Here is a 23,369-nt window from a genome sequence, read left to right on the forward strand (position 1 = left end):
TTGCAAGGATTTGCCCGCTCACGTGCGCTTCAGGCTAGCCCGTACCGGTCGGACACGCCCTGGTGGGGACTCCGGTGGACTGGCTCCGCCGGGCGGCCCGGGGCACCGGTACGCTGCGGTACGCCGTTCAGGAACCGTGAGAAAGGCGAGCCCACCCGTGACTGCGATTCCCCGGGGCCGTACCCGCAGGGCCGCGCTGGCGACCGCGATCTGCGCCTTCGCCGTGACGGGGACGGCGGTGCTGACCGGGTGCGGCGGCGAGGATCCGGACGCGGGGACGAACGGGGTGGGCAAGCTGCCCGCCGCCACGATCCAGTCGAAGACCCGGGCGGCCGCCCAGGGAGCGCCGGCGCTGCGGCTGTCCGGGACGGTGGTCACCAGCGGCCGGACCTACCAGTTGGACATGCAGCTGAAGGCCGACGGCGGGACCGGGTCGGTGACCTCGAAGGGGGCGACCTTCAAGCTGCTGCGGGTCGGTGAGCAGCTGTACCTGAAGGCCGACGCGGACTTCTGGAACCAGGCCGACGGCAAGGACGGCGGCGACGGCGCGGGCGGCAAGCTGAACGGCATGTACGTGAAGGTGCCGCAGGGGGATCCCGCGTACAAGAAGTTCAGCGGCTTCACCGACAAGGACGTCCTCCTCGACGGGCTGCTCACGCTGCACGGCGCACTGGCGACGGACGGCCACTACGCCGACGGGGGCACCCCCACCATCCGCATCACCGCGGGCAAGGGCTCCGGCGGCAGCCTCGACGTCTCCCTGCGGGGCACGCCGTACCCCCTCCGCCTGGTCCGTGCCGGCGGGGCCGGAACCCTCACCTTCTCCGACTGGGGCAAGGACTTCGCCGTGGCGGAGCCCGCACCGGACGAGACGGTGGACTACGGCAGGCAGCTGCCGACGTCCTAGCGTCCCTGGGGCCTCCGGCGGAGAGCGGTCCCTACTTCTTGCGGCGCTTCGCCAGCAGCCGCGGCAGTCCCGCGGGGATCGGTGTCCGTGTCGTCGCCGGTGTCGGCACCGGGGCCTCGGCCAGGCTGCCGTCGGGCAACGGCAGCACCGCCCCGGCCGGAACCAGGCGCAGCACCCGGCACTCGCGTGCCCAGCGCGCCGGCATCCGTTCGCCGTCGGGGGCGTTCAGGCGCTTGGTCTTCAGCTCGGCGACGGCCGCCTCCCACTCGGCCGAGCCGGCGGGCAGCTCGCTCACGGTCGCCGGGAACGTCACCAGCCGGCCGCCCTTGTCCTTGCTGCGCGCGGTCACCTCGGCGCGGCCTCCGTCGGCCAGCCCCTCCAGCGGCTGCTCACCGGGCCCGTCGCCGACCAGGCACACCGCGCCCTCGTGCCACACGTGCCACAGCGCACGCGCGGCGGGGCTGTCCGCGCCCCGGACCCAGATGAGGCCGGACTTCTTCGCGGCCTCCTCGATGAGGGCCCGGTCGAGCAGCTCGCTTGTCATGCGCCCAGCCTACCCAGCGCCTGCTCAGAGCCAGCCGTTGCGCTTCAGCGTGCGGTGGATGCCGAGACAGATCACGACCGTGATGCCCATGATCACCGGGTAGCCGTACTTCCAGTGCAGCTCGGGCATGTACTTGAAGTTCATGCCGTAGACACCGCACACCATCGTCGGCACGGCGATGATCGCGGCCCAGGCGGTGATCTTGCGCATGTCCTCGTTCTGCGCGACGGACGCCTGGGCGAGGTTGGCCTGGAGGATGGAGTTGAGGAGTTCGTCGAAGCCCAGCACCTGCTCCTGGACCCGGGCGAGATGGTCGGCGACGTCCCGGAAGTACTTCTGGATGTCCGGGTCGATCAGCCGCATCGGCCGCTCGCTCAGCAGCTGCATCGGGCGCAGCAGGGGAGCCACCGCGCGCTTGAACTCCAGTACCTCGCGCTTGAGTTGATAGATCCGCGCCGAGTCCACACCACGCGACACCCCGCCCTTGCGGCCCGGCGAGAAGACCTCGGTCTCCACCTCGTCGATGTCGTCCTGCACGGCGTCGGCGACCGCGATGTAGCCGTCCACGACATGGTCGGCGATCGCGTGCAGCACCGCCGAGGGGCCCTTGGCGAGCAGCTCCGGCTCGTCCTGCAGCCGGTGCCTGAGGGCGCGCAGCGAGCCCTGGCCGCCGTGCCGGACGGTGATGAAGAAGTCCCGGCCGGTGAAGCACATGACCTCGCCGGTCTCGACGACCTCACTGGTGGCGGTGAGCCGGTCGTGCTCGACGTAGTGGATGGTCTTGAAGACCGTGAAGAGCGAGTCGTCGTACCGCTCCAGCTTGGGCCGCTGGTGGGCCTGCACCGCGTCCTCGACGGCCAGCGGGTGCAGCCCGAACTCGCTCGCGATACCGGCGAATTCGGCCTCCGTCGGCTCGTGCAGCCCGATCCAGACGAAGCCGCCGTCGCGGCGCACCAGGCGCATCGCCTCGTGCGGGCTGAGCGGCCCCGCGCTCTCGACGCGGGTGCCGTCGCGGTAGACGGCGCAGTCCACTACGGCCGAGGGCGTGGCGGGGTCGCGCGTGGTGTCGTACGACGACGTGCTCGTGGTCTTGCGCAGCGAGACACGGGACGGACGGACCACGGCGCGCAGGTCGCGGATCATCGACATGGGCAGGCTCCTTCGCGACAGGCAGCGAGAGACCGCCGGCGACGGGTGGAACTACCCGGAATGGGGACGTCCTGACTGCGGGATGTTTGGTACGTCCACAAAGCGGGGAGCACCGCACCGTTGCGGTGGCGACTTCGCTACTGATGCAGAACTGATTCAGATCAGGCACAGCGAAATGAAGTGCTCTTCCGATGGGCGATACGCACGGGAAGGTGGCAGTCAGCCAGAAACCAGCCGGTGACCAGATCAGCGGGCGGAAGAGCGAGTGGTACTGCACGGTCGACTTCGATCCATGACAGCCCCACCTCCTCCTGCCGGTCCCTCGTAAGGGAGTCCTCGGTGTCGGGACTTGACGGCGCGCTATGCCTGCGTGCTGCCCCGAATCACCGGCTCAGCGTAGCAGTCGCCCGAACTGTCAAGGCGCCGCTTTGCCCGCTGCTGACGAGTTCTATGCTCACCGCATGGTTGATGTTCTTCCTCTGGTCGAGGCTCGGTTGACCACCGCACTGGGCGAACCGGACGCACGCGCCGCCGTCACCTTTCTCGGCACGGACCGCATCGAGGTGCTCCGGTTCCAGGAGGGGGACGTCGTGCGGTACGCCACCCTCGGTATGTCCGCGCACCCCATGACCGACCCCACCGCGATGCTCGCCGACCCGGTCAAGGGTCCCCGCGCCGAGCTGGTCCTCTCCGTCCGCGCGGGCCTCGCCGACACCGACAAGGTGCTCCGTCCGCTCGCCGCGCTGGCCGCGTCCCCACAGGTGGAGGGCTTGGTCGTGGCGCCGGGCGCCTCCCTGGACGTCGGTGACCCGCTGTGGCCCGGCGCCCCCTTCGCCTCGGTCCTGGTGGGTGAGCCCGGCGGTCTGGTCGAGGATCTGGACCTGGACGACCCGATGGAGCCGGTACGGTTCCTGCCGCTGCTGCCGATGACCCCGAACGAGGCCGCCTTCAAGCGGGTGCACGGCGCCCAGACCCTCCAGGAGCGCTGGCTGGCGAACGGGACGGACCTCAGGGATCCCGCCCGCAGATCCGTCCCGCTGGACTGAACGCCGGGTGGGCGCTGACGTGAGCAAGCTCACCAAGCCCCGGCCCCGACCGGCCAGTTGGCAAAGGTGCTGATGCCGCCCTCGGCGGTCCGCCTCGGATCCAGTCGGCTCGACTAATTGATGCATATTGCACCGAATTTGCCGGTCGGGTGATCGTCCTTGACGTGGGCGGGCAGGGGTAGGACCGTGGAGCCCTATGAGGGGCGAACCCAGTTGCCCGAGGTGTGGTGGCCGGGTCAGGGCTCCCGGTCTCTTCGCCGATTCGTGGCAGTGCGATGTGCACGGCACGGTGTATCCGCTGCAGCCCGTGATCCCGCCCAGCGTCGAAGCCCTCGGTGCCGTCGTGCACCGCACCCACGTCCCGCTGTGGATGCCGTGGCCGCTGCCGGTCGGCTGGCTCTTCACGGGTGTCACCTACGCGGGTGACGAACGCAGCGGCGGCCGTGCGACCGCGGTCGCCTGCTCCGGCCCCGGCCCGCTCGGCGGGCCCGGCGAACTCATCCTGGTCGCCGAGGAACTCGGCGTCGGCCTCGGTGCGCGGTACGCGGGCATCGACGGCCCCGACCCGGGGTCGTACATGAACATCGAGAAGCCGCCCCAGGCCAAGGTCCTCGCCGCCGGCCGTCCGACCCCGCTCTGGCACGTCTACCGCACCCCCGACGACCGCGCCGTCTTCGCCGGCGAGGCGCTCGGGATGTGGCTCTGGGCGGTGATGTGGCCCGAGCAGGCGGGCCTGCTCATGTACGACGAACTGGTCCTGACGGATCTGCGGGACGCGGGCGCTGAGCTGGACCTGGTGCCGTGCGGGGCGCTGTCGCCGCGCTTGCTGCGGCCGTAGCGCGGCGCGTGTGCCGGGCGGCGGTCGCGGATCGTCGTGGGCCGGGCGCGAGGTTCCCCGCACCTCTGGGGCCGGTCCGGTAAAGGGTGCTTCCCGGGTGCGGGTGTGACAGGCGGGCTCCAGGACCCCGCTATCCTTAGGTGTCCCCATCCGTAACGTCCCCGTCTGGAGTCACCGTGCGCATCGATCTGCACTGTCACTCCACGGCCTCCGACGGTACGGACACCCCCGCCGAGCTGGTGCGCAACGCCGCCGCCTGCGGGCTGGACGTCGTCGCGCTGACCGATCACGACACCACCCGCGGGTACGCCGAGGCGATCGCCGCGCTGCCCGGGGGACTCACCCTGGTCACCGGCGCCGAGTTGTCCTGCCGGGTCGACGGTGTCTCCATGCATCTGCTGGCCTACCTCTTCGACCCCGAGGAGCCCGCTCTGCTCGCCGAGCGCGAGCTGGTGCGGGACGACCGGGTGCCGCGGGCCAAGGGCATGATCGCCAAGCTCGGCGCGCTGGGCGTGCCGGTCACCTGGGAGCAGGTCGAGCGGATCGCCGCCGGCGGTTCCGTGGGGCGCCCGCACGTGGCGACCGCGCTGGTCGAGCTGGGCGTCGTGCCGACCGTGAGCGACGCGTTCACCGAGGAGTGGCTGGCCGACGGCGGCCGGGCCTACGTGGAGAAGCACGAGACCGACCCCTTCGAGGCGATCCGGCTGGTCAAGGCCGCGGGCGGGGTCTGCGTGTTCGCGCACCCGGCCGCCGCCAAGCGCGGTCGTACGGTCCCGGACTTCCGTATCGCGGAGTTGGCCGAGGCCGGCCTGGACGGCATCGAGGTCGACCACATGGACCACGACACCGATGCGCGCGAGCGGCTGAGGGGCCTCGCCAAGGAGCTGGACCTGCTGGTCACGGGCTCCTCGGACTACCACGGCAGCCGCAAGACCGTGTCGCTGGGCGCCTACACGACCGACCCCGAGGTGTACGGGGAGATCACCCGGCGGGCCACCGGCGCGTTCCCCGTCCCGGGAGCCGGCGGAGCCTGAGGCCCGCCCGGCTCACCGACAGGTGAGTCCGTACGACCCGACAGGCGAGTCCGCCGTGCCCGACAGGTGCGCTCGCTGTATCTCACAGGTGAGCCCGTCTCGCCCCCTCACGCCCGTATCACTTCTTCTGCAAGGCTTGCTGCGCAACCATGTTCGACATCGCCGTCTTCGGCTCCCTGTTCCTGACCCTCTTCGTCATCATGGATCCCCCCGGGATCACCCCGATCTTCCTCGCCCTGACCGCCGGCCGTCCGGCCAAGGTACAAAAGCGCATGGCCTTCCAGGCCGTGTGCGTGGCGGGCGGGGTCATCGCCACGTTCGGCGTCCTGGGCCACCAGATCCTGAACTATCTGCACGTCTCCGTCCCCGCGCTGATGATCGCGGGTGGTCTGCTGCTCCTGCTGATCGCGCTGGACCTGCTCACCGGCAAGACCGACGAGCCGAAGCAGACCAAGGACGTGAACGTGGCGCTCGTACCGCTCGGCATGCCGTTGCTGGCCGGGCCCGGCGCGATCGTCTCCGTGATCCTGGCCGTGCAGAAGGCCGACAGCGTGGCCACGCAGATCTCGGTGTGGTCCGCGATCCTCGCGATCCATGTCGTGCTGTGGCTGGTGATGCGCTACTCGCTGCTGATCATCCGGGTCATCAAGGACGGCGGTGTCGTGCTGGTGACGCGGCTCGCGGGCATGATGCTCTCCGCGATCGCCGTGCAGCAGATCATCAACGGTGTCACTCAGGTGATCCGGGGGAGCTGAGCCCTCGTCGGCTCGGCTCCCCCGGAAAGCTTGAGTGCCACGGCACGCGTGAGCGTTACGAGGCCTTGGCCTCGGCCGGGCGGATCCACAGGCGCTGTCCGATGGCGGCGGCCTGCTGAACGATCCGGTTGACGGAGGCGGCGTCCACGACGGTGCTGTCCACGGTCGTGCCGTCGACCTCGTCGAGTCGCATGATTTCGAAGCGCATGGGCTTCTCCCTTCGTCTGGTCATCCTCCTGCGGAGAACTACTCGTGTGACGCCTGGTCTCTCCGGCGTCACACGGTCCAACGCAGTGCACGTGGCAAACATTCCCTACGCTAAGGAAATTTTTCGAGCGCCTAATTACCGCGAGGTTAGAACCCCGTGACGGGACCGACGGGGACCAGTTGTGTTCGCAGCGTGACCACCGGGACAATGGAGGCGATGAACGACGACCTGGCGGCCCTGGGCGCCCGCATCGACCACACGAACGAGCTGCTGGAACGCATGCTCGCCGAAGTGGCGAAGACGCCCTCCACCCACGCGATCTTCGTCGACGCGGGGTATCTGTACGCGGCCGCCGGCCGACTGGTCGCCGGAACCGAGGACCGACGGGCCTTCGACCTCGACGCCGAGGGCCTGATCGAGGCCCTCATCGACCGGGCCCGCTCGGTCTTCGCGGACAGCCGCCTGCTGCGCGTCTACTGGTACGACGGCGCCCGCCGCCGCATCCACACCGCCGAGCAGCAGACCATCGCCGAACTGCCCGACGTCAAGGTCCGCCTGGGCAACCTCAACGCCAACAACCAGCAGAAGGGCGTCGATTCACTGATCCGCTCCGACCTGGAGTCGCTGGCCCGCCACCGCGCCATCAGCGACGCGGCGCTCCTCGGCGGCGACGAGGACCTGGTCTCGGCGGTCGAGGCGGCGCAGGGGTACGGCGCCCGGGTCCACCTGTGGGGCATCGAGGCCCCCGAGGGCCGCAACCAGGCCGAGCCGCTGCTCTGGGAGGTCGACAGCCAGCGCACCCTCGACCTCGACTTCTTCAAACCGTATGTCTCCCGCCGCACGGCCGCCGCCTACGAAACCACCGGCACCCGCCCCACCCGCGAGGACGTCCGCTTCGTCGGCGCCCAGATCGCCGCGAAATGGCTGTCCGCCCGGGGCCGCGAGGCCCTGGCCGACCTCCTGCCCGGCCACCCCTACCTCCCCGGCTCCGTCGACCAGGACCTGCTGGTCGAGGCCGAGGGCCTGCTCCAGTACTCCCTGCGCGGCCAGGCGGACCTCCGCCGTGCCCTCAGGGACGGCTTCTGGGACCATCTGCAGAGCCAGTACTAGTGCCGGGGCACTAGCTGGGGCAGCGGCGGGCCGTCGTCACATCCCGGCCGCCGTGCCCTCGTCCCAGAAGTCGGCGATCGCACGGGCCGTGGCCAGGGGCTGGTCGGTGTTGGGGGAGTGCTCGGCGTCCTCGATCACCGTCCGCCGCGCGCTCAGCCGTACCGCCATGTCGTCCAGCAGGGGCACCGGCCAGGTGTCGTCCCGTGAGCCGGACAGGACGTGAAACGGCAGCGGCAGGGCGACAAGTTCCGCGATCCGGTCCGGTTCCGTGCACAACTGGCGCCCGGTGGCGATGAGTTGGGCGGGTTTCGTGCCCAGCCAGCGGCGCCGCAGGTCGTCCCGGTCGTCGAGTCCGTCGTCGAGCGCCGCCGTCTCGGTCTCCTCGGGCGTCTCCATCGCCTGGATCGCCTCCCACACGTGCGCCATGCTCATCACCTCGAGCGCGTCCCGCAGCAGCTTCACGCGCTGCTGCTGGGATTCCGAGATCTGCGCGGGGCCGGAGGCCATGAGGGTCAGCGAGCGGAAGGGCGCGTGGTCGAGCAGTACGGCCGCGCGGGAGATCTGCCCGCCGAGGGAGTGGCCCAGCAGATGTACGGGCTGTCCGAGCGCCTCGGTCTGCGCCAGCACGTCACGCGCCAACTCCCCTTGCGCGTAAGCGGATTCGTCGCTCTCGGGGCCGTCCGACTCGTACTGTCCGCGCCCGTCCACGGCCACGGTCCGGTATCCGCGCCGCGCGAGCGGCACATGCAGCGGATTGAAGTCCTCCTTGCTCCCGGTGAACCCCGGCAGCAACAGCGCGACTCCCCGGGGCTCAACCCCGTCGGCCACGGGAGCGTCGACGACGGCGAACTCACCGCGCGCGGTCCGCAGGGAGTACGCACGGGCGCCGGGCGGCGGGACAAAGGTGACGGGCCTGCTCATGGGGAGAGGCTATCGGGCAGCGACGAACCGCAGCGAGGCGGCCGTGCCGGGCTGCGCCGGGCGGCGTTGCCGACCCGCCGGACGCGCGACGGCCCGGCCCACAGGAAGTGGGCCGGGCCGTCGGTGACGGGGTGCCGGATCAGCTCTCGGCGGCCTCGACGGCCGCCGCGGCCTTGCGGGTACGGCGACGCGGCTTGGCCTCCGGCTCCTCGGTGGCCTGCGCCGGAATCTCCGCGGCGACCGTCTCGGCGACGGCCTTGCGGGTCCGCCGCACCTTGGGCACGGCCACCTCGGCGGCACCGTCCACCTCGGCGACGGCAGCCGCCGTCTTCCGGGCGCGGCGCGGCTTGGCCTCGGCTTCGGGGGCCTCGGTGGTCGCTGCGGCCTTGCGCGTGCGGCGCGGCTTGGCTTCCGTGCCTTCGGCGGTCTCGACGGCGGCGGTGGCGGCCGTCTTGCGGGTCCGGCGCGGCTTGGCCTCGGCCTCGGGGGCCTCGGTGGGCTCCGGTGCGGTGGCGGCTGCCTTGCGGGTCCGGCGCGGCTTGGCCTCCGCCTCCGGGGCTTCGGCCGCCTCCGGTGCGGTGGCGGCCGTCTTCCGGGTCCGGCGCGGCTTGGCCTCGGCTTCGGGGGCCTCGGTGGTCGCTGCGGCCTTGCGCGTGCGGCGCGGCTTGGCTTCCGTGCCTTCGGCGGTCTCGACGGCGGCGGTGGCGGCCGTCTTGCGGGTCCGGCGGGGCTTGGCCTCGGCCTCGGGGGCTTCGGTCGCCTCCGGTGCGGTGGCGGCCGTCTTCCGGGTCCGGCGCGGCTTGGCCTCCGTCGCCTCGGCCGTGTCCACCGCGGCCTCGGCGGCTGCCGCCGCCTTCCGCGTGCGGCGCGGCTTGGCCGCCGGGGCGGGCTCCTCCGCGATCTCGACGGGCTCGGCCGCGGCGACGACCTTCTCCGCCGCGGGCTCGGCCGTCTTGCGGGTACGACGACGCGGCTTCGCCTCCGGCGCTTCCACGGCCGGCGTGCCGGACGCCGACACGGCCTCCGTCACCGTCGCGGTCTGCACCGGCGTGGCGGCCGGCTCGGCCACGGTCTCGACGACAGGCGCCGTCACCGTGGGCTCCGCCGACTTGCGAGTGCGGCGGCGGCGCGGCTTCTCCGGGGCCTCCAGGACCTCGGCGGCGGCCGGGGCCGCCACGGCCTCCACCGTCTCGACGACGGCCTCGGCGGCTGGCACCGACCCCGGCTGGGCCGCCGCTCCGCCGCGTGTACGGCGACGGCGGCGCAGGGTGCGGGACGTCGCCTGGGACTCCTCCGACGGGCCGGACTCGGCGGCCGGTGCCGGAGCCGTCGTGGCGGCCGGCGCGGCGGTGGCGTCCACGGGGGAGCCATTGCGCGTACGGCGGCGACGGCGCGGCGTACGGGACGGACGCTCGCGCTCGGCCGTGGCGGCACCGGAGTCGGGACGGTCACCGCGCTCACCGCGGTCACCGCGCTCGCCCCGGCCCCCGCGACCGCGCGCACCGCGGCCACCGGTCTCGCCCAGGTCCTCCAGCTCCTCCGCGTCCAGACCCGCGCGGGTCCGCTCCGAGCGCGGCAGGACGCCCTTCGTGCCCTCGGGGATGCCGAGGTCGGAGAACAGGTGCGGGGACGTGGAGTACGTCTCCACCGGGTCGTTGAAGTCCAGCTCCAGCGCCTTGTTGATCAGCTGCCAGCGCGGGATGTCGTCCCAGTCGACGAACGTGATCGCCGTACCCTTGGCGCCCGCGCGGCCGGTACGGCCGATGCGGTGCAGGTACGTCTTCTCGTCCTCGGGGGACTGGTAGTTGACGACGTGGGTCACGCCCTCGACGTCGATGCCGCGCGCGGCGACGTCGGTGCAGACCAGGACGTCGACCTTGCCGTTGCGGAAGGCGCGCAGCGCCTGCTCGCGGGCGCCCTGGCCGAGGTCGCCGTGGACCGCGCCGGAGGCGAAGCCGCGGCGCTGCAGCTGCTCGGCGATGTCGGCGGCCGTGCGCTTGGTGCGGCAGAAGATCATCGCCAGTCCGCGGCCCTCGGCCTGCAGGATGCGGGCGATCATCTCCGGCTTGTCCATGGAGTGACCGCGGTACACGAACTGCTTGATGTTCGCGACCGTCGCGCCCTCGTCGTCCGGCGCGGTGGCGCGGATGTGCGTGGGCCGGGACATGTAGCGGCGCGCGAGGCCGATGACCGCGCCCGGCATGGTGGCCGAGAACAGCATGGTCTGGCGCTTGGCCGGCAGCATGTTGATGATCTTCTCGACATCGGGCAGGAAGCCCAGGTCGAGCATCTCGTCGGCCTCGTCGAGGACCAGGGACTTGATGTGCTTCAGGTTCAGCTTCTTCTGGCCCGCGAGGTCGAGCAGCCGACCCGGGGTGCCGACGACCACGTCGACGCCCTTCTTCAGGGCCTCCACCTGCGGCTCGTAGGCCCGGCCGCCGTAGATCGCGGTCACTCGCACGTTACGGACCTTGCCGGCCGTCAGCAGGTCGTTGGTGACCTGGGTGCACAGCTCGCGCGTGGGGACGACGACGAGGGCCTGCGGGGCGTCGGTGAGCGCCTCGGGGGCGGCGCGTCCGGCCTCCACGTCGGCGGGGACGGTGACGCGCTCGAGGAGCGGGAGACCGAAGCCCAGCGTCTTGCCGGTGCCGGTCTTGGCCTGGCCGATGACGTCCGTGCCGGAAAGGGCGACGGGAAGCGTCATCTCCTGGATGGGGAAGGGATTGATGATGCCGACGGCCTCCAGGGCCTCGGCGGTCTCGGGGAGGATTCCGAGTTCTCGAAACGTCGTAGTCAGGGTCATGCCTCTTCTGTGTGCGCGGTGCGAGGCGAGCGCGGGGGTCATGACTGACCGTGCCGGGGACGTCGGCTGCCGTACGGGCGAACCACTTGGGCAAGCCGTAAAGCACGGGACCTCTGCCGACGCTCTAGCGCTCGTACCGCTGAGGGTGTCCCTCCGGTCGGTGTACGTACTGTGTCGTACGGCCACGGAGGGCTGTCGGGTCGGAGCCGATCGGGCCAACGACCGGGCATCCTCATGCGTGCGGCCTGTCGGGACACGTCGAACACCGTCGACGCACTCAGTCAGGCGCATTACCACCATACCCCGGAATCGCGCACATGCGATGGCCGATTTGGTCACGTCGTGGTGGTCACAGTGATCCAGCAGGGCCTTCCGGGGGCGCTCAAGCGGGCTATTGTGCGCCTCATGACTAGCTCTGACAAGCCTGAGAACGGCACCGCGGCGCCCACGGGCATCGCCGCCCAGAACTGGGCGCAGGCCTCCGCCGACCCGCAGTACCGAGCCGCCGTCGTGGACCTGCTCGGCGCGCTCGCGTACGGGGAGCTGGCGGCGTTCGAGCGGCTCGCGGAGGACGCGAAGCTGGCGCCGACCCTGGCGGACAAGGCGGAGCTGGCGAAGATGGCCTCGGCCGAGTTCCACCACTTCGAGCGGCTGCGGGACCGGCTGACCGAGATCGGCGAGGAGCCGACGGCCGCGATGGACCCCTTCGTCGCCGCCCTCGACGGCTTCCACAAGCAGACCGCGCCCTCGGACTGGCTGGAGGGCCTGGTCAAGGCGTACGTCGGCGACTCGATCGCGAGCGACTTCTACCGCGAGGTCGCGGCCCGACTCGATGCGGACACCCGTGAACTGGTTCTCGCCGTCCTCGACGACACCGGGCACGCCGGGTTCGCGGTGGAGAAGGTGCGGGCCGCCATCGACGCCGACCCGCGGGTGGGCGGCCGGCTGGCGCTGTGGGCGCGGCGGCTGATGGGCGAGGCGCTGTCGCAGTCCCAGCGGGTGGTCGCCGACCGGGACGCCCTCTCCACGATGCTCGTGGGCGGCGTGGCCGACGGGTTCGACCTCGCGGAGGTCGGCAGGATGTTCTCGCGGATCACGGAGGCGCACACGAAGCGAATGGCCGCGCTGGGCCTCGCGGCCTGAGCCCGGGAGCGGCGCGCCCTGCGGGGCGCGTACGGTGAGTCGCGCGGCCGCGGGTCCGTTGCCGCCGGTCGCGCAGATCCCCGCACCCCTGGGGTGCCGAGAGGTGCGTCCACCGCGAAGGCGTCGTCGCTACGCCGTCGCTGATCGGCGGAGGCGGCCCGCTGGGCGGAGCAGCAGGGACAGGGACGCGGCGGAGATGATCGCGGCGCCCAGGAGGCTCGGCCAGGCGGTGCCGGGGCCGAGTGCGGTGTGGGTGACGAAGTCGCCGAACAGGGCTCCGGCGATGCCCGTCGAGAAGACCAGGGGGCGGGTCGGCAGGCGGTGGGACAGGCGGTGCGCCGCCGCCCATGCCAGAACGAGACCGAGCACAGCGGATCCGAGTGCTTCCAGGATCATCTCGAGGTCCCTCCCACTGCAGGCCTGCCCTTGTCGGTCGTAGCCCGTCATACCCCTGACCTGCGGACGGCAATCCTCCGCTGTGCGGGAGTTGTGCGCTGTCCGTGTGCGAGACCCGCACAAAGACCGGCACGCAGAAGGGCCCGGCGGCCGATTGCCGCCGGGCCCTTCTCACTACGTCGGCCTACAGCGTGCCGAATCCCACCTTGCGCACGGTCGGCTCGCCGATCTCCACGTACGCCAGGCGGTCGGTCGGCACCAGGACCTTGCGGCCCTTCTCGTCCTTGAGGCTCAGCAGCTGCGTCTTGCCGGACAGCGCGTCGGACACCAGACGCTCGACCTCCTCGACGCTCTCACCGCTCTCCAGAACGATCTCGCGGGGCGCGTGCTGCACGCCGATCTTGACCTCCACGGCTTTGTCCCTCCGACGGTCAGTGATGAGCGCGATCTTCCGCGCCGTACGCAGCACACATTAGTCCGGTGAGGGGACGTACACGCTGCGGGCCCGCACGCCGTCAGCGAACAGCGTGCGGGAACAAAGCCAGCCGGTCAGGTGCCGTCAGTGGTGATCGTTGCCGTGCAGCGGGAACCCGGCGATGCCCCGCCAGGCCAGCGAGGCCAGCAGTTGCACCGCCTGATCGCGCGGCACGCTGCGGTCGCTGTGCAGCCAGGAGCGGGCCACCACCTGGGCGAGTCCGCCGAGTCCCGAGGCGAGCAGCATCGACTCGGCGCGCGACAGGCCCGTGTCCTCGGCGATGACCTCGCAGATGGCCTCGGCGCAGTCGTTCGTGACCTTGTCCACGCGCTCGCGGACCGCGGGCTCGTTCGTCAGGTCCGACTCGAAGACCAGGCGGAAGGCGCCGCCGTCGTCCTCGACGTACGCGAAGTAGGCGTCCATGGTGGCCCGGACGCGCTGCTTGTTGTCGGTGGTGGACGCCAGCGCCCCGCGCACGGACTGGATCAGCGCCTCGCAGTGCTGGTCCAGCAGGGCGAGATACAAGTCGAGCTTGCCGGGAAAGTGCTGGTAGAGCACCGGCTTGCTGACGCCGGCCCGCTCGGCGATGTCGTCCATCGCGGCCGCGTGATACCCCTGTGCGACGAAAACCTCCTGGGCCGCGCCCAGCAGTTGGTTCCGTCGGGCTCGGCGCGGCAGACGGGTGCCACGCGGGCGGGCCGCCTCAGTTTGCTCGATGGCTGTCACGCCGCCTCCCAAAGTCGTCCATTTCGCGGTGTCAGCCGCGCGGCCATCGTACTTTTCGGTAACCGTGGTGTGCGCGGTGCGAGCGCAGAATTTCACGTACCGGACGGCGGCGAAAGCGGCAGCGGTCTCCTTGCGCGGCCGCGGGACCCCGTCGATGTCAGCGGTAGTCGTCCTCGTCGAGTGAGACCACACGGGCCTGTTCGACCAGATCGGCCACGTTCGCCCGGTCCGGGTCCACGCCCGTCAGCGGGTCGTCACGGTCGGGCGCGATGTCGGCGTGCTGCTCGGCGGCGTCCACCTCGGGGGCCTCGACGTCGATCTCCACCGGGTCGACCTCCAGGTCGTCGGTCACGTCGGGCTCTGTGGGGTCGTAGGCCATGGTGGGCTCCCTTCCTGGTCATGTCCCTGGAGGCAGCAGGGGCCACTGCGGGTGCCCTCGGTACGAGCCTAGGAGAGTCCTGATCCGGACGCCATGCCGTGTCGTCCGTTCGTTGCCGTTGTCCACCGGCGTTCCGGATGCCCGCCGGTGTTCCGGACGCCCACCGGTCGCGTACCATCCGCCCGCGCTCGTCCGATTCGACCCTCACTCACGGTCACAATCGTCACTGACGGTGCATTCTGTGACGGCTGACACATGAATCTCGGCGTGATCACCTCGTAACATTGCCGCATGTCTTCGACCGAGTCGCCGTCCGTGTCGGCCGCCAGTGTGTTTCCCAGGGCGGCGTCCGTCAGGGTCGGTGAGGGCGAGCGGCTGCGGTCCGTGGGGCTGCCCGGAGTCACCCTGTCGATCCGTTCCCGCCGCCCCGCGAGCCAGGACCTGCCCCCCGCGCTGTACGTCCACGGGCTCGGCGGTTCCTCCCAGAACTGGTCGGTGCTGATGGCGGAGCTGGACGATGTCGTCCACAGCGAGGCACTCGACCTGCCGGGCTTCGGCGACTCCCCGCCCCCCGACGACGGGAACTACTCGATCACCGGGCACGCGCGCGCGGTGATCCGCTATCTCGACGCGGTCGGCCGCGGCCCGGTCCACCTGTTCGGCAACTCGCTCGGCGGCGCGGTCACCACGCGCGTGGCCGCCGCACGCCCCGACCTCGTCCGTACGCTCACGCTCGTGTCGCCCGCCCTGCCGGAGCTGCGCATCCAGCGCGCCGCGGCGCCGACCGCACTGCTCGGCGTGCCCGGGGTCGCCGCGCTGTTCACCCGGCTCACCAAGGAGTGGACGGCCGAGCAGCGGGTCGGCGGCGTCATGGCGCTCTGCTACGGCGATCCCTCGCGGGTCACGTCCGAGGCGTTCCAGGACGCCGTCGAGGAACTGGAGCGGCGGTTGCAACTGCCGTACTTCTGGGACGCGATGGCCCGCTCCGCGCGCGGGATCGTCAACGCCTACACGCTCGGCGGGCAACACGGGCTGTGGCGCCAGGCCGAGCGCGTGCTCGCGCCGACCCTGCTCGTGTACGGCGGTCGCGACCAGCTCGTCGGCTTCCGTATGGCCGCCCGCGCCGCCCGCGCCTTCCGTGACTCCCGGCTGCTGTCCCTGCCGGACGCCGGGCACGTGGCGATGATGGAGTACCCGGAGGTGGTGGCGACGGCGTTCCGTGAACTCCTCGCGGACACCGGGGAGTCGGGCACGGACACCGAGGGTGATGTCACCGACGTCACCGTCCCGGGCGCGGGGAGCTGAGGCCCGCGTGGGACGTCACAGCCGCCGCGGTCCGGCCCCCAAGGACGACTCCGCGGACATATCCGCCAAGCGCACGGCGCGACAACGGGGTGCCCGCTCGGGCGACGGCCGGGACTTTCCGGCACAGGGCAGTGGATCCGGGGCGCAGCATCGTGTGGACGCGCCGTACGCAGAGGGCGCGCGGGGCGCGCAGGGTGGTCCCGCGGGCGCTCTGTGGGCGCCGGGCGCGCCGGGTCCGGCGGGGGCGCCGGGTGTGCCGGGCGCCCCGGGCCGTGGGGGCGTGCCGGGTTCGTCGGGCGCTCCGGGGGCCCTGTCCGCGCCCGGTGCTGCCGCTGCGCGAGGCGGGCAGCCGCCGCTGTTGCCGGGGCAGCGACAGGCGCCGACGGGCGGCACGCCCGCGCAGGGGGTGCCGAGGTTCCCCGACGGCACTCCCGCGCACGGTGTTCCAAGGCCTCCCGACGGGACCGCGGCGCACGGCGTGCCGGGATTCGGCGCCGGTACTGCGGCTCATGGGGTGCCCCGTCTCCCCGATGGCACGCCTGCGCACGGTGTGCCCCGTTTCCCGGACGGAACCCCGGCTCATGGTGTGCCTCGTCTCCCCGACGGCACCCCTGCGCACGGTGTGCCACGTTTCGCCGACGGCACTCCCGCGCGCGGTGTCCCGACGCTTCCTGACGGCACTCCCGCGCGCGGTGTGCCCCGTCCGCATGAGGGTGGTTCCGCGCGTGGCGGGCATCCCGAGCAGCGGGAAGCCGGTGGTGGCTGGGGTGAGTTCCCGGGCGCGGCCGGGCCCGGGGTCGTGCTGCCGCGCCAGCGGACGGCGGGGCCGGGGGCCGGCGGCCCCCGGCAGGAGTACCTCGACGCCTTCTCCGGCGCGCGCGGCGGCACGGTAGGTGCCGACGACGATCTCGACGTCTTCGCGCCCCGCCCCGGGGAGCCCCGCCCCGCCGTGGAGAGCCCGGCCGACGCACCGGCGGCGGCCGGCGGCGACGCGCCTCCCGCGAGCCCGCCCGCCCAGCGCGCCGTCGGCCTGCCCGCGCAGCGTCCCGGCGGCAAGGGACGGGCGTTCACCGGTATCGCGGCGGCCGCCGTCACCACCGTGCTCGCGGTGGTCGTCGCCGGACAGGTGGCCGAGTCGCAGGACGGCGGCGGTACGCAGGCGCGCTCCGTGCCCGACCAGGCCGGTGACGCGAGCGCTCCGGGCGGCCCGAGCGCGTCCGCCTCGCCCGGCACCGTCGCGCTGTCGTACGAGCAGAAGATGGGCCGGACGTACCCGCTCAGCGCCACCCTGAAGGGCTCGGGGAAGTTCGAGACCGTGCCCGGTTTCGCCAAGGCGCCCGGCACCGGTCGGAAGTACACCTATCGCGTCGACATCGAGCAGGGCATGGGGCTGGACGGCGTGCTCTTCGCCGAGGCCGTGCAGAAGACCCTGAACGACGAACGCAGTTGGGCCCACAGCGGCGCCCGTACCTTCGAGCGGATCTCCTCCGGCAAACCCGACTTCGTGATCACGCTCGCGAGCCCCGGTACGACCGCCAAGTGGTGTGCCAAGTCTGGCCTGGACACCACGGAGGACAACGTCTCCTGCGACTCCGCCTCCACCGAACGAGTGATGATCAATGCATACAGATGGGCCCAGGGCAGCAAGACATACGGGGACAAAATCCACCCGTATCGGCAGATGTTGATCAACCACGAGGTCGGCCACCGGCTCGGGTACGGTCATGTCAGCTGCCAGAAGAGCGGCGAGCTCGCTCCCGTCATGCAGCAGCAGACCAAGTTCCTCGACCATGACGGAATCCACTGTCTGCCCAATCCCTGGCCGTATCCCAAGAGTTGACCGGCGCCACTTACGTCACATTGACATGAGTCGTAAGTTCGTTCATATTTCTGCGCATGTGGTCTAGTCATGCCGTCTCCGAGAGCGCAGCCATCGAGCTGGCGCTCATCGGCGTGACCGCACTCTGCGTGGCCGACATCGACTGTCGCTGACGCCGCCTCCCCGGCGTTCGCGTCGCGACCCTTCTTCGCCTCTTTCGTCCGTGACCGCGTCACGGACTTTTCGACGACCCGGCGCCGGGGCCGACGTCTGCTCGCAGTCGTCTCACTCCTCGTCCATTTGTCTCACTCCTTGAGAAGTCGTCATCTTCTCCTGGAGAGATCCCCCTTCGAGTAATCCTCGATCAGTTCCCCGAGAGGTCGTCATTCCGATGCGTCAACCGTCCGTCATCACGCGCCGCGTGGCAGCGGTATCCGTCAGCCTGGTCGTGGCAGCGGGCGCCGCCGCCTGCGGTCCGAAGGACAACGATGCCAAGGGCTCCGGTGGCGACTCCGCGCCCCGCAAGGGCGGCACCCTGACGGTGCTGAACTCCGAGCCGCAGACCGACTTCGACCCCGCCCGCCTCTACACCTCCGGCGGCGGAAACGTCCCTTCGCTGGTCTTCCGCACGCTCACCACGCGCAACCGCGAGAACGGCGCGGCCGGCTCCAAGGTCGTCCCCGACCTCGCCACCGACACCGGGCGCCCCAACAAGGACGCGACCGTGTGGACGTACACCCTGAAGAAGGGCCTCACGTACGAGGACGGCACGCCGATCACCTCGGCCGACATCAAGTACGGCATCGAGCGCTCCTTCGCCCCCGAGCTGTCCGGCGGCGCGCCGTACCTGCGCGACTGGCTGGTCGGCGCCGCCGACTACCAGGGGCCGTACAAGGACAAGAAGGGGCTCTCGGCGATCGAGACGCCGGACTCCCGGACCATCGTCTTCCATCTGGACAAGCCCGAGGGCGAGTTCCCGTTCCTCGCCACGCAGACGCAGTTCGCGCCGGTGCCCCAGGGCAAGGACAACGGCACCAAGTACGAGGCGCACCCGATCTCGTCCGGCCCGTACAAGGTCGTCAAGAACGAGAACGACGGCGAACATGTCGTCCTGGAGCGCAACACGCACTGGTCCGCGGCGACCGACGACGAGCGCAAGGCCTACCCGGACACCATCGACGTCCGCTCCGGCCTCGACTCCTCCGTGATCAACCAGCGGCTGTCCGCGTCCCAGGGTGCGGACGCGGCCGCGGTCACCACGGACACCAACCTCGGACCGGCCGAACTCGCCAAGGTCAGCGGCGACAAGCAACTCGCCGCGCGCGTGGGCACCGGCCACTTCGGCTACACGAACTACATCGCGTTCAACCCGACCGTGAAGCCGTTCGACAACCCCAAGGTGCGCCAGGCCGTCGCGTACGCCGTCGACCGGTCCTCGGTGGTCAACGCGGCCGGCGGCAGCGCGCTCGCCGAGCCCGCGACCACCTTCCTGCCCGACCAGAAGTCCTTCGGCTACACGCCCTACGACCCGTTCCCGGCCGGTGCCTCCGGCAACGCGGCCAAGGCCAGGGAACTGCTCGCCCAGGCCGGGTACAAGAACGGGCTCACGGTCACGCTGACCCACTCCAACGCCAAGGACTTCGAGACCAGCCCGGAGATCGCGACCGCCGTCCAGGACGCGCTCAAGAAGGCCGGTATCACGGTCAAGCTGCAGGGCCTGGAGGACAACGACTACCGGGACAAGATCCACAGTGTGAAGACCGAGCCCGGCCTCTTCCTCGCCCACTGGGGTGCCGACTGGCCCTCCGGCGGTCCCTTCCTCGCCCCGATCTTCGACGGCCGCCAGATCGTCAAGGACGGCGCGAACTTCAACACGGGCCTGCTCAATGACAAGTCGGTCAATGACGAGATTGACGCGATCAACAAGTTGACCGACCTTGACGCGGCCGCCAAGCGATGGGGTGCACTGGACCAGAAGATCGGCGACAAGGCCCTCGTCGTGCCGCTGTTCCACCCGGTCTACAAGCGCCTGTACGGCTCCGCCGTCAAGAACATCGTCATCAGCGACTGGACCGGTGTGCTGGACATCTCCCAGGTCTCGGTGAAGTGACGCCGTGAGCGAGGCACTTGTCGCCGTCGAGACCGCCGGGGCGGACACCGCCGCCCCGGCGGCCTCGGGGGCACGTCAGTTCTGGCGGCGGCTGCGCGCGCAGCGCGCCGCCCTGGTCGCCGCGGCCGTCGTCGCGCTGCTCGTCCTGATCGCACTCGGCGCGCCGCTGCTCACCGCGCTGGAGGGCCAGGACCCCACCACCTACCACCCGTCCCTGATCGACTCCGCGCGCGGGGGCGTGCCCATCGGCTCCTTCGGCGGTATCGGCGCCGACCACTGGCTGGGCGTCGAACCGCAGACCGGACGCGACATGTTCGCCCGGCTCGTCTACGGGGCGCGCGTGTCGCTGGGCGTCGCGCTCGCGGCCACGGCGGTCCAGGTGGTCCTCGGCGTCGCCATGGGCGTGGCGTCCGGCCTGGGCAGCCGCTGGGCCGATCTGGTCCTCAGCCGGATCACCGACATCTTCGTCTCGATGCCGTTGATGGTCATGGCGCTCGCGCTGCTGGCCATCGTGCCCGACGGCTTCCCGCGGCCCGTCCTGGTCGCGCTGATCATCTCCCTCGTCTCCGGCTGGAGCACGACGGCGAAGATGGTGCGCGCCCAGACCCTCACCCTGAAGAACCTCGACTACGTCGCCGCGTCCCGGCTCAGCGGCTGGAGCACCTGGCGCACCGCCGTGCGCGAGCTGCTGCCCGGGCTCGCCGCACCCGTCATCACGTACGCGGCGCTGCTGATCCCGTCGAACATCAGCGCCGAGGCCGCCCTGTCCTTCCTCGGCGTCGGCGTGAAGCCGCCCACGCCCTCCTGGGGGCAGATGCTCACCTCGGCCGACGTCTGGTACCAGGCGGCCCCGCAGTATCTGCTGCTGCCCGCCGCGGCCCTGTTCGTGACCGTGTTCGCGCTGACCGTCCTCGGCGACGGCGTCCGCGTCGCCCTCGACCCGCGCGCGGCCTCCCGCCTGCGCATCGGCACCGGCCGCAGGCGCGAGGCCCGCGCGGACAAGGCCGCACCGAAGGCCGGCACGGCGGCCACGGCCACACCGGCCACGGCCACATCGGCGAACGTGACCGCGGCGAAGAAGGAGGACCGGGCGTGAACGGCTTCACCGGCTTCGTCCTGCGGCGCGTCATCGGCGCCGTGGTCACCCTGTTCGCACTCTCGGTGATCATCTACGTCGTCTTCTACGTCACCCCCGGCAACGTCGCCCAGATCACCTGCGGCCCGCGCTGCTCCCCGGCCCAGGTCCACCAGGTGGCCCAGCAACTCCACCTCGACGACCCGCTGTACGTGCGCTACTGGCACTTCCTGCAGGGGCTCTTCGTGGGCCAGGACTTCTCCACCGGCACGTCCGTGGAGCACTGCTCGGCGCCGTGCCTCGGCCAGTCGTACCAGAGCGACCAGCAGGTCACCTCCATCATCCTGGCCAAGCTGCCGGTGAGCTTCTCGCTGGTCCTCGGGGCGATGGTGATCTGGCTGGTGCTCGGCGTCGGCACCGGTGTGCTGTCCGCCTGGCGGCGCGGCCGCTTCAGCGAGCGCGTCCTGACCGCCATCACCCTGGCGGGCACGGCCACCCCCGTCTTCGTCATCGGCCTGATCCTGATGATCGTCGTCTGCGGTGAACTGCAGCTGCTGCCCTTCCCGGAGTACGTGAACTTCACCGACGACCCCGAGCAGTGGGCGTGGAACCTGCTGCTGCCCTGGCTCTCCCTCGCCCTCGTCGAGGCGGCCGGCTTCGCGCGTCTCACGCGCGCGTCGATGCTGGAGACCCTGGCCGAGGACCACATCCGCACGTTCCGCGCGTACGGCGTCGGCGAGCGGGCGATCATCGCCCGGCACGCGCTGCGCGGTGCCACCGCCTCCGTCATCGCGCTCAACGCGGTCACCTTCGGCTCGGCCGTCGGCGGTGCCGTCCTCACCGAGACCCTGTTCGGCCTGCCCGGCATCGGCCAGGAACTGGTGCACGCGGTGAAGGTCGTCGATCTGCCGGTGGTCGTCGGCATGGTGCTGGTCATCGGCTTCTTCGTGGTCCTCGCCAACGCCGTCGCGGACGTCCTGTACGCGGTGGCCGACCGACGGGTGGTGCTCGTATGAGCCTGGTCGAAGTCACGGACCTGACGGTCGAGTTCGGCTCGCTGCGGGCCGTGGACGGACTCTCCTTCAGCCTGGCGAAGGGCGCCGCGCTGGCCCTGGTCGGCGAGTCCGGCTCCGGCAAGTCCACGGTCGCGGGCGCCCTGCTGGGCCTGCACCGGGGCACGGGGGCCGGGGTCACCGGCTCGGTGCGGGTGGCCGGCACGGACGTACAGGCCGCCACGGACGAGGAACTGCGGCGGCTGCGCGGGGCGAAGGCCGCCATGGTCTTCCAGGACCCGCTGTCCTCGCTCGACCCGTACCACGCGATCGGCGACCAGATCGCCGAGGTCTATCGCGTGCACACGCGCGTGTCCCGGCGCACCGCACGCGCGCGTGCCGTTCAGGTGCTGGAGCGGGTGGGCATTCCGGACGCGGTACGGCGGTCCCGGTCCCGGCCGCACGAGTTCAGCGGCGGCATGCGCCAGCGCGCCCTCATCGCCATGGCGCTCGCCTGCGAACCGGACCTGCTGATCGCCGACGAGCCGACCACCGCCCTCGACGTCACCGTCCAGGCGCAGATCCTCGACCTGCTGCACACGCTGCGCGAGGAGACCGGCATGGGCCTGCTGCTCGTCACGCACGACGTGGGCGTCGCCGCCGAGAGCGTGGACGACATCCTCGTGATGCGGCACGGCAGGGCCGTCGAGCGCGGGCCCGTCGGCACCGTCCTCGCGGCGCCGGCCGAGGCGTACACCCGCGAGCTCCTCGACGCCGTCCCGCGCGTCGACGCCCGCCGCACCGGCTCCCGGGCCACCGACGAGGTCGTGGTGGAGGCCACCGGGGTGCGGCGCGAGTTCGGGCGCGGCAGGCGCGCGTTCGCGGCCGTGGACGACGTCTCGCTGACCGTCCGCCGCGGCGAGACCCTCGGCGTGGTCGGCGAGAGCGGCAGCGGCAAGACCACGCTCGGCCGCATGCTGGTCGGGCTGCTGGAGCCGACCGCGGGCGCGTTCCGCTACGAGGACCGACCCCACACCGGCGTGAACCCGGCCGTCCAGATGGTCTTCCAGGACCCCGTCTCCTCCCTCAACCCCCGCCGCAGCGTGGGCGAGTCCATCGCCGACCCGCTCCGCGCGCGTGGAGACCGGGACGAGGAGCGCATCCGGGGGCGTGTGATCGAACTGCTGGAGCGCGTGGGGCTCGAAAGGGCGCACTACGACCGCTATCCGCACGAGTTCAGCGGCGGCCAGCGCCAGCGCATCGGCATCGCCCGCGCGCTCGCCGCCGAACCGCGCGTCATCGTCTGCGACGAGCCGGTCTCCGCGCTCGACGTGACCACGCAGGCCCAGGTGGTCGAGCTGCTCGGCGAACTCCAGCGGGAACTCGGGCTCGCGCTCGTCTTCATCGCCCACGACCTCGCCGTCGTACGGCAGGTCAGTGACCGGGTGGCGGTGATGCGCCAGGGCCGTGTCGTCGAGTACGGGCCGGCCGACGAGGTGTACGACAGCCCGCGCGAGCCGTACACGCGGCAACTGCTGGCCGCCGTACCCGCGCTCGACCCGGAACTGGCGGCCCGGCGGCGCGCGGCTCGGCGCGAGCCGGCCGTGGCGTAACGTTTCGTACATGGCCGATCG

23 protein-coding genes are annotated in these 23,369 nt (G+C 71.4%); 14 read left to right on the plus strand and 9 right to left on the minus strand.

Features of this window, described 5'->3' with window-relative positions; translation table 11 throughout:
* The first annotated feature begins 157 nt into the window (after positions 1–157).
* The gene (locus AQI95_RS26390; protein WP_167361965.1) at positions 158–907 is read left to right on the plus strand and encodes a hypothetical protein; all 750 of its coding nucleotides are present in this window, start codon (positions 158–160) and stop codon (positions 905–907) included.
* A 31-nt stretch (positions 908–938) separates the two neighbouring features.
* Here the strand turns inward: AQI95_RS26390 and AQI95_RS26395 are convergent, their stop codons facing one another.
* Positions 939–1,451, minus strand: coding sequence for a hypothetical protein (locus AQI95_RS26395; protein WP_067128809.1), 513 nt, complete (start codon positions 1,449–1,451; stop codon positions 939–941).
* 24 nt (positions 1,452–1,475) lie between these two features.
* Positions 1,476–2,600 (minus strand): magnesium and cobalt transport protein CorA, encoded by a 1,125-nt coding sequence (locus AQI95_RS26400; RefSeq protein ID WP_067128812.1) that lies wholly within the window; start codon positions 2,598–2,600, stop codon positions 1,476–1,478.
* 461 nt (positions 2,601–3,061) lie between these two features.
* On the opposite strand from AQI95_RS26400, the gene AQI95_RS26405 reads away from it, so the two are divergent.
* From AQI95_RS26405 to AQI95_RS26420, 4 genes are all read left to right on the plus strand, one after another.
* Positions 3,062–3,646, plus strand: a complete 585-nt coding sequence (locus AQI95_RS26405; protein WP_067128815.1) for a suppressor of fused domain protein — start codon at positions 3,062–3,064, stop codon at positions 3,644–3,646.
* A 196-nt stretch (positions 3,647–3,842) separates the two neighbouring features.
* A complete protein-coding gene (locus AQI95_RS26410) occupies positions 3,843–4,484 on the plus strand; it encodes a DUF6758 family protein (protein ID WP_067128818.1) in 642 nt (213 codons plus the stop codon).
* Between the two features lie 176 nt (positions 4,485–4,660).
* A complete protein-coding gene (locus tag AQI95_RS26415; RefSeq protein WP_067128821.1) occupies positions 4,661–5,518 on the plus strand; it encodes a PHP domain-containing protein in 858 nt (285 codons plus the stop codon).
* 149 nt (positions 5,519–5,667) lie between these two features.
* Complete coding sequence (locus AQI95_RS26420; protein WP_067128824.1) at positions 5,668–6,273, plus strand: MarC family protein; 606 nt, start codon at positions 5,668–5,670, stop codon at positions 6,271–6,273.
* A gap of 55 nt (positions 6,274–6,328) precedes the next feature.
* On the opposite strand, the gene AQI95_RS48060 is transcribed toward AQI95_RS26420, so the two are convergent.
* On the minus strand, positions 6,329–6,481 hold the full coding sequence (locus AQI95_RS48060) for a hypothetical protein (protein WP_167361966.1): 153 nt from the start codon (positions 6,479–6,481) through the stop codon (positions 6,329–6,331).
* Between the two features lie 216 nt (positions 6,482–6,697).
* Here AQI95_RS48060 and AQI95_RS26425 point away from each other — a divergent pair, with 216 nt between their 5' ends.
* Positions 6,698–7,591, plus strand: a complete 894-nt coding sequence (locus AQI95_RS26425) for an NYN domain-containing protein (protein ID WP_067128827.1) — start codon at positions 6,698–6,700, stop codon at positions 7,589–7,591.
* A gap of 36 nt (positions 7,592–7,627) precedes the next feature.
* On the opposite strand, the gene AQI95_RS26430 is transcribed toward AQI95_RS26425, so the two are convergent.
* Both AQI95_RS26430 and AQI95_RS26435 read right to left on the minus strand, forming a co-directional pair.
* Complete coding sequence (locus tag AQI95_RS26430) at positions 7,628–8,512, minus strand: alpha/beta fold hydrolase (RefSeq protein WP_079071485.1); 885 nt, start codon at positions 8,510–8,512, stop codon at positions 7,628–7,630.
* A 139-nt stretch (positions 8,513–8,651) separates the two neighbouring features.
* The gene (locus tag AQI95_RS26435) at positions 8,652–11,315 is read right to left on the minus strand and encodes a DEAD/DEAH box helicase (protein ID WP_244188858.1); all 2,664 of its coding nucleotides are present in this window, start codon (positions 11,313–11,315) and stop codon (positions 8,652–8,654) included.
* 405 nt (positions 11,316–11,720) lie between these two features.
* On the opposite strand from AQI95_RS26435, the gene AQI95_RS26440 reads away from it, so the two are divergent.
* A complete protein-coding gene (locus AQI95_RS26440; RefSeq protein WP_067128830.1) occupies positions 11,721–12,458 on the plus strand; it encodes a ferritin-like fold-containing protein in 738 nt (245 codons plus the stop codon).
* 129 nt (positions 12,459–12,587) lie between these two features.
* Here AQI95_RS26440 and AQI95_RS26445 read toward each other — a convergent pair whose 3' ends face one another.
* From AQI95_RS26445 to AQI95_RS26460, 4 genes are all read right to left on the minus strand, one after another.
* The gene (locus tag AQI95_RS26445) at positions 12,588–12,854 is read right to left on the minus strand and encodes a hypothetical protein (protein WP_067128833.1); all 267 of its coding nucleotides are present in this window, start codon (positions 12,852–12,854) and stop codon (positions 12,588–12,590) included.
* Positions 12,855–13,038: 184 nt separating this feature from the next.
* Complete coding sequence (locus AQI95_RS26450; RefSeq protein WP_067129457.1) at positions 13,039–13,266, minus strand: DUF3107 domain-containing protein; 228 nt, start codon at positions 13,264–13,266, stop codon at positions 13,039–13,041.
* Between the two features lie 147 nt (positions 13,267–13,413).
* Positions 13,414–14,055 carry a TetR/AcrR family transcriptional regulator gene (locus tag AQI95_RS26455; RefSeq protein ID WP_067128836.1) on the minus strand — a complete coding sequence of 214 codons (642 nt, stop codon included), beginning with the start codon at positions 14,053–14,055 and terminating at the stop codon, positions 13,414–13,416.
* 157 nt (positions 14,056–14,212) lie between these two features.
* Positions 14,213–14,434: a hypothetical protein gene (locus tag AQI95_RS26460; RefSeq protein WP_067128839.1), complete on the minus strand. Its 222-nt coding sequence runs from the start codon at positions 14,432–14,434 to the stop codon at positions 14,213–14,215.
* A gap of 291 nt (positions 14,435–14,725) precedes the next feature.
* Between AQI95_RS26460 and AQI95_RS26465 the strand changes: the two genes are divergently transcribed.
* The 7 genes from AQI95_RS26465 to AQI95_RS26490 all read left to right on the plus strand — a co-directional run bounded on the left by AQI95_RS26465 (position 14,726) and on the right by AQI95_RS26490 (position 23,348).
* Entirely contained in the window at positions 14,726–15,739 is a 1,014-nt protein-coding gene (locus AQI95_RS26465; RefSeq protein ID WP_067128842.1) for an alpha/beta fold hydrolase, read from the plus strand.
* Positions 15,740–16,433: 694 nt separating this feature from the next.
* Positions 16,434–17,579, plus strand: a complete 1,146-nt coding sequence (locus AQI95_RS50175) for a DUF3152 domain-containing protein (RefSeq protein ID WP_341849478.1) — start codon at positions 16,434–16,436, stop codon at positions 17,577–17,579.
* 56 nt (positions 17,580–17,635) lie between these two features.
* Positions 17,636–17,731 (plus strand): Ms4533A family Cys-rich leader peptide, encoded by a 96-nt coding sequence (locus AQI95_RS50180; protein ID WP_341849479.1) that lies wholly within the window; start codon positions 17,636–17,638, stop codon positions 17,729–17,731.
* Between the two features lie 218 nt (positions 17,732–17,949).
* On the plus strand, positions 17,950–19,668 hold the full coding sequence (locus tag AQI95_RS26475) for an ABC transporter substrate-binding protein (RefSeq protein ID WP_067128848.1): 1,719 nt from the start codon (positions 17,950–17,952) through the stop codon (positions 19,666–19,668).
* Between the two features lie 4 nt (positions 19,669–19,672).
* Entirely contained in the window at positions 19,673–20,764 is a 1,092-nt protein-coding gene (locus AQI95_RS26480) for an ABC transporter permease (protein ID WP_067128851.1), read from the plus strand.
* Positions 20,761–21,759, plus strand: a complete 999-nt coding sequence (locus AQI95_RS26485) for an ABC transporter permease (protein WP_067128854.1) — start codon at positions 20,761–20,763, stop codon at positions 21,757–21,759. The genes AQI95_RS26480 and AQI95_RS26485 overlap by 4 nt, the downstream gene beginning before the upstream one ends.
* Positions 21,756–23,348 (plus strand): dipeptide ABC transporter ATP-binding protein, encoded by a 1,593-nt coding sequence (locus tag AQI95_RS26490; RefSeq protein WP_067128857.1) that lies wholly within the window; start codon positions 21,756–21,758, stop codon positions 23,346–23,348. Before AQI95_RS26485 ends, AQI95_RS26490 begins: the two co-directional genes overlap by 4 nt.
* The last annotated feature ends 21 nt before the right edge of the window (positions 23,349–23,369 follow it).

It is taken from the genome of Streptomyces yokosukanensis, from assembly GCF_001514035.1.
GTDB lineage: Bacteria > Actinomycetota > Actinomycetes > Streptomycetales > Streptomycetaceae > Streptomyces > Streptomyces yokosukanensis.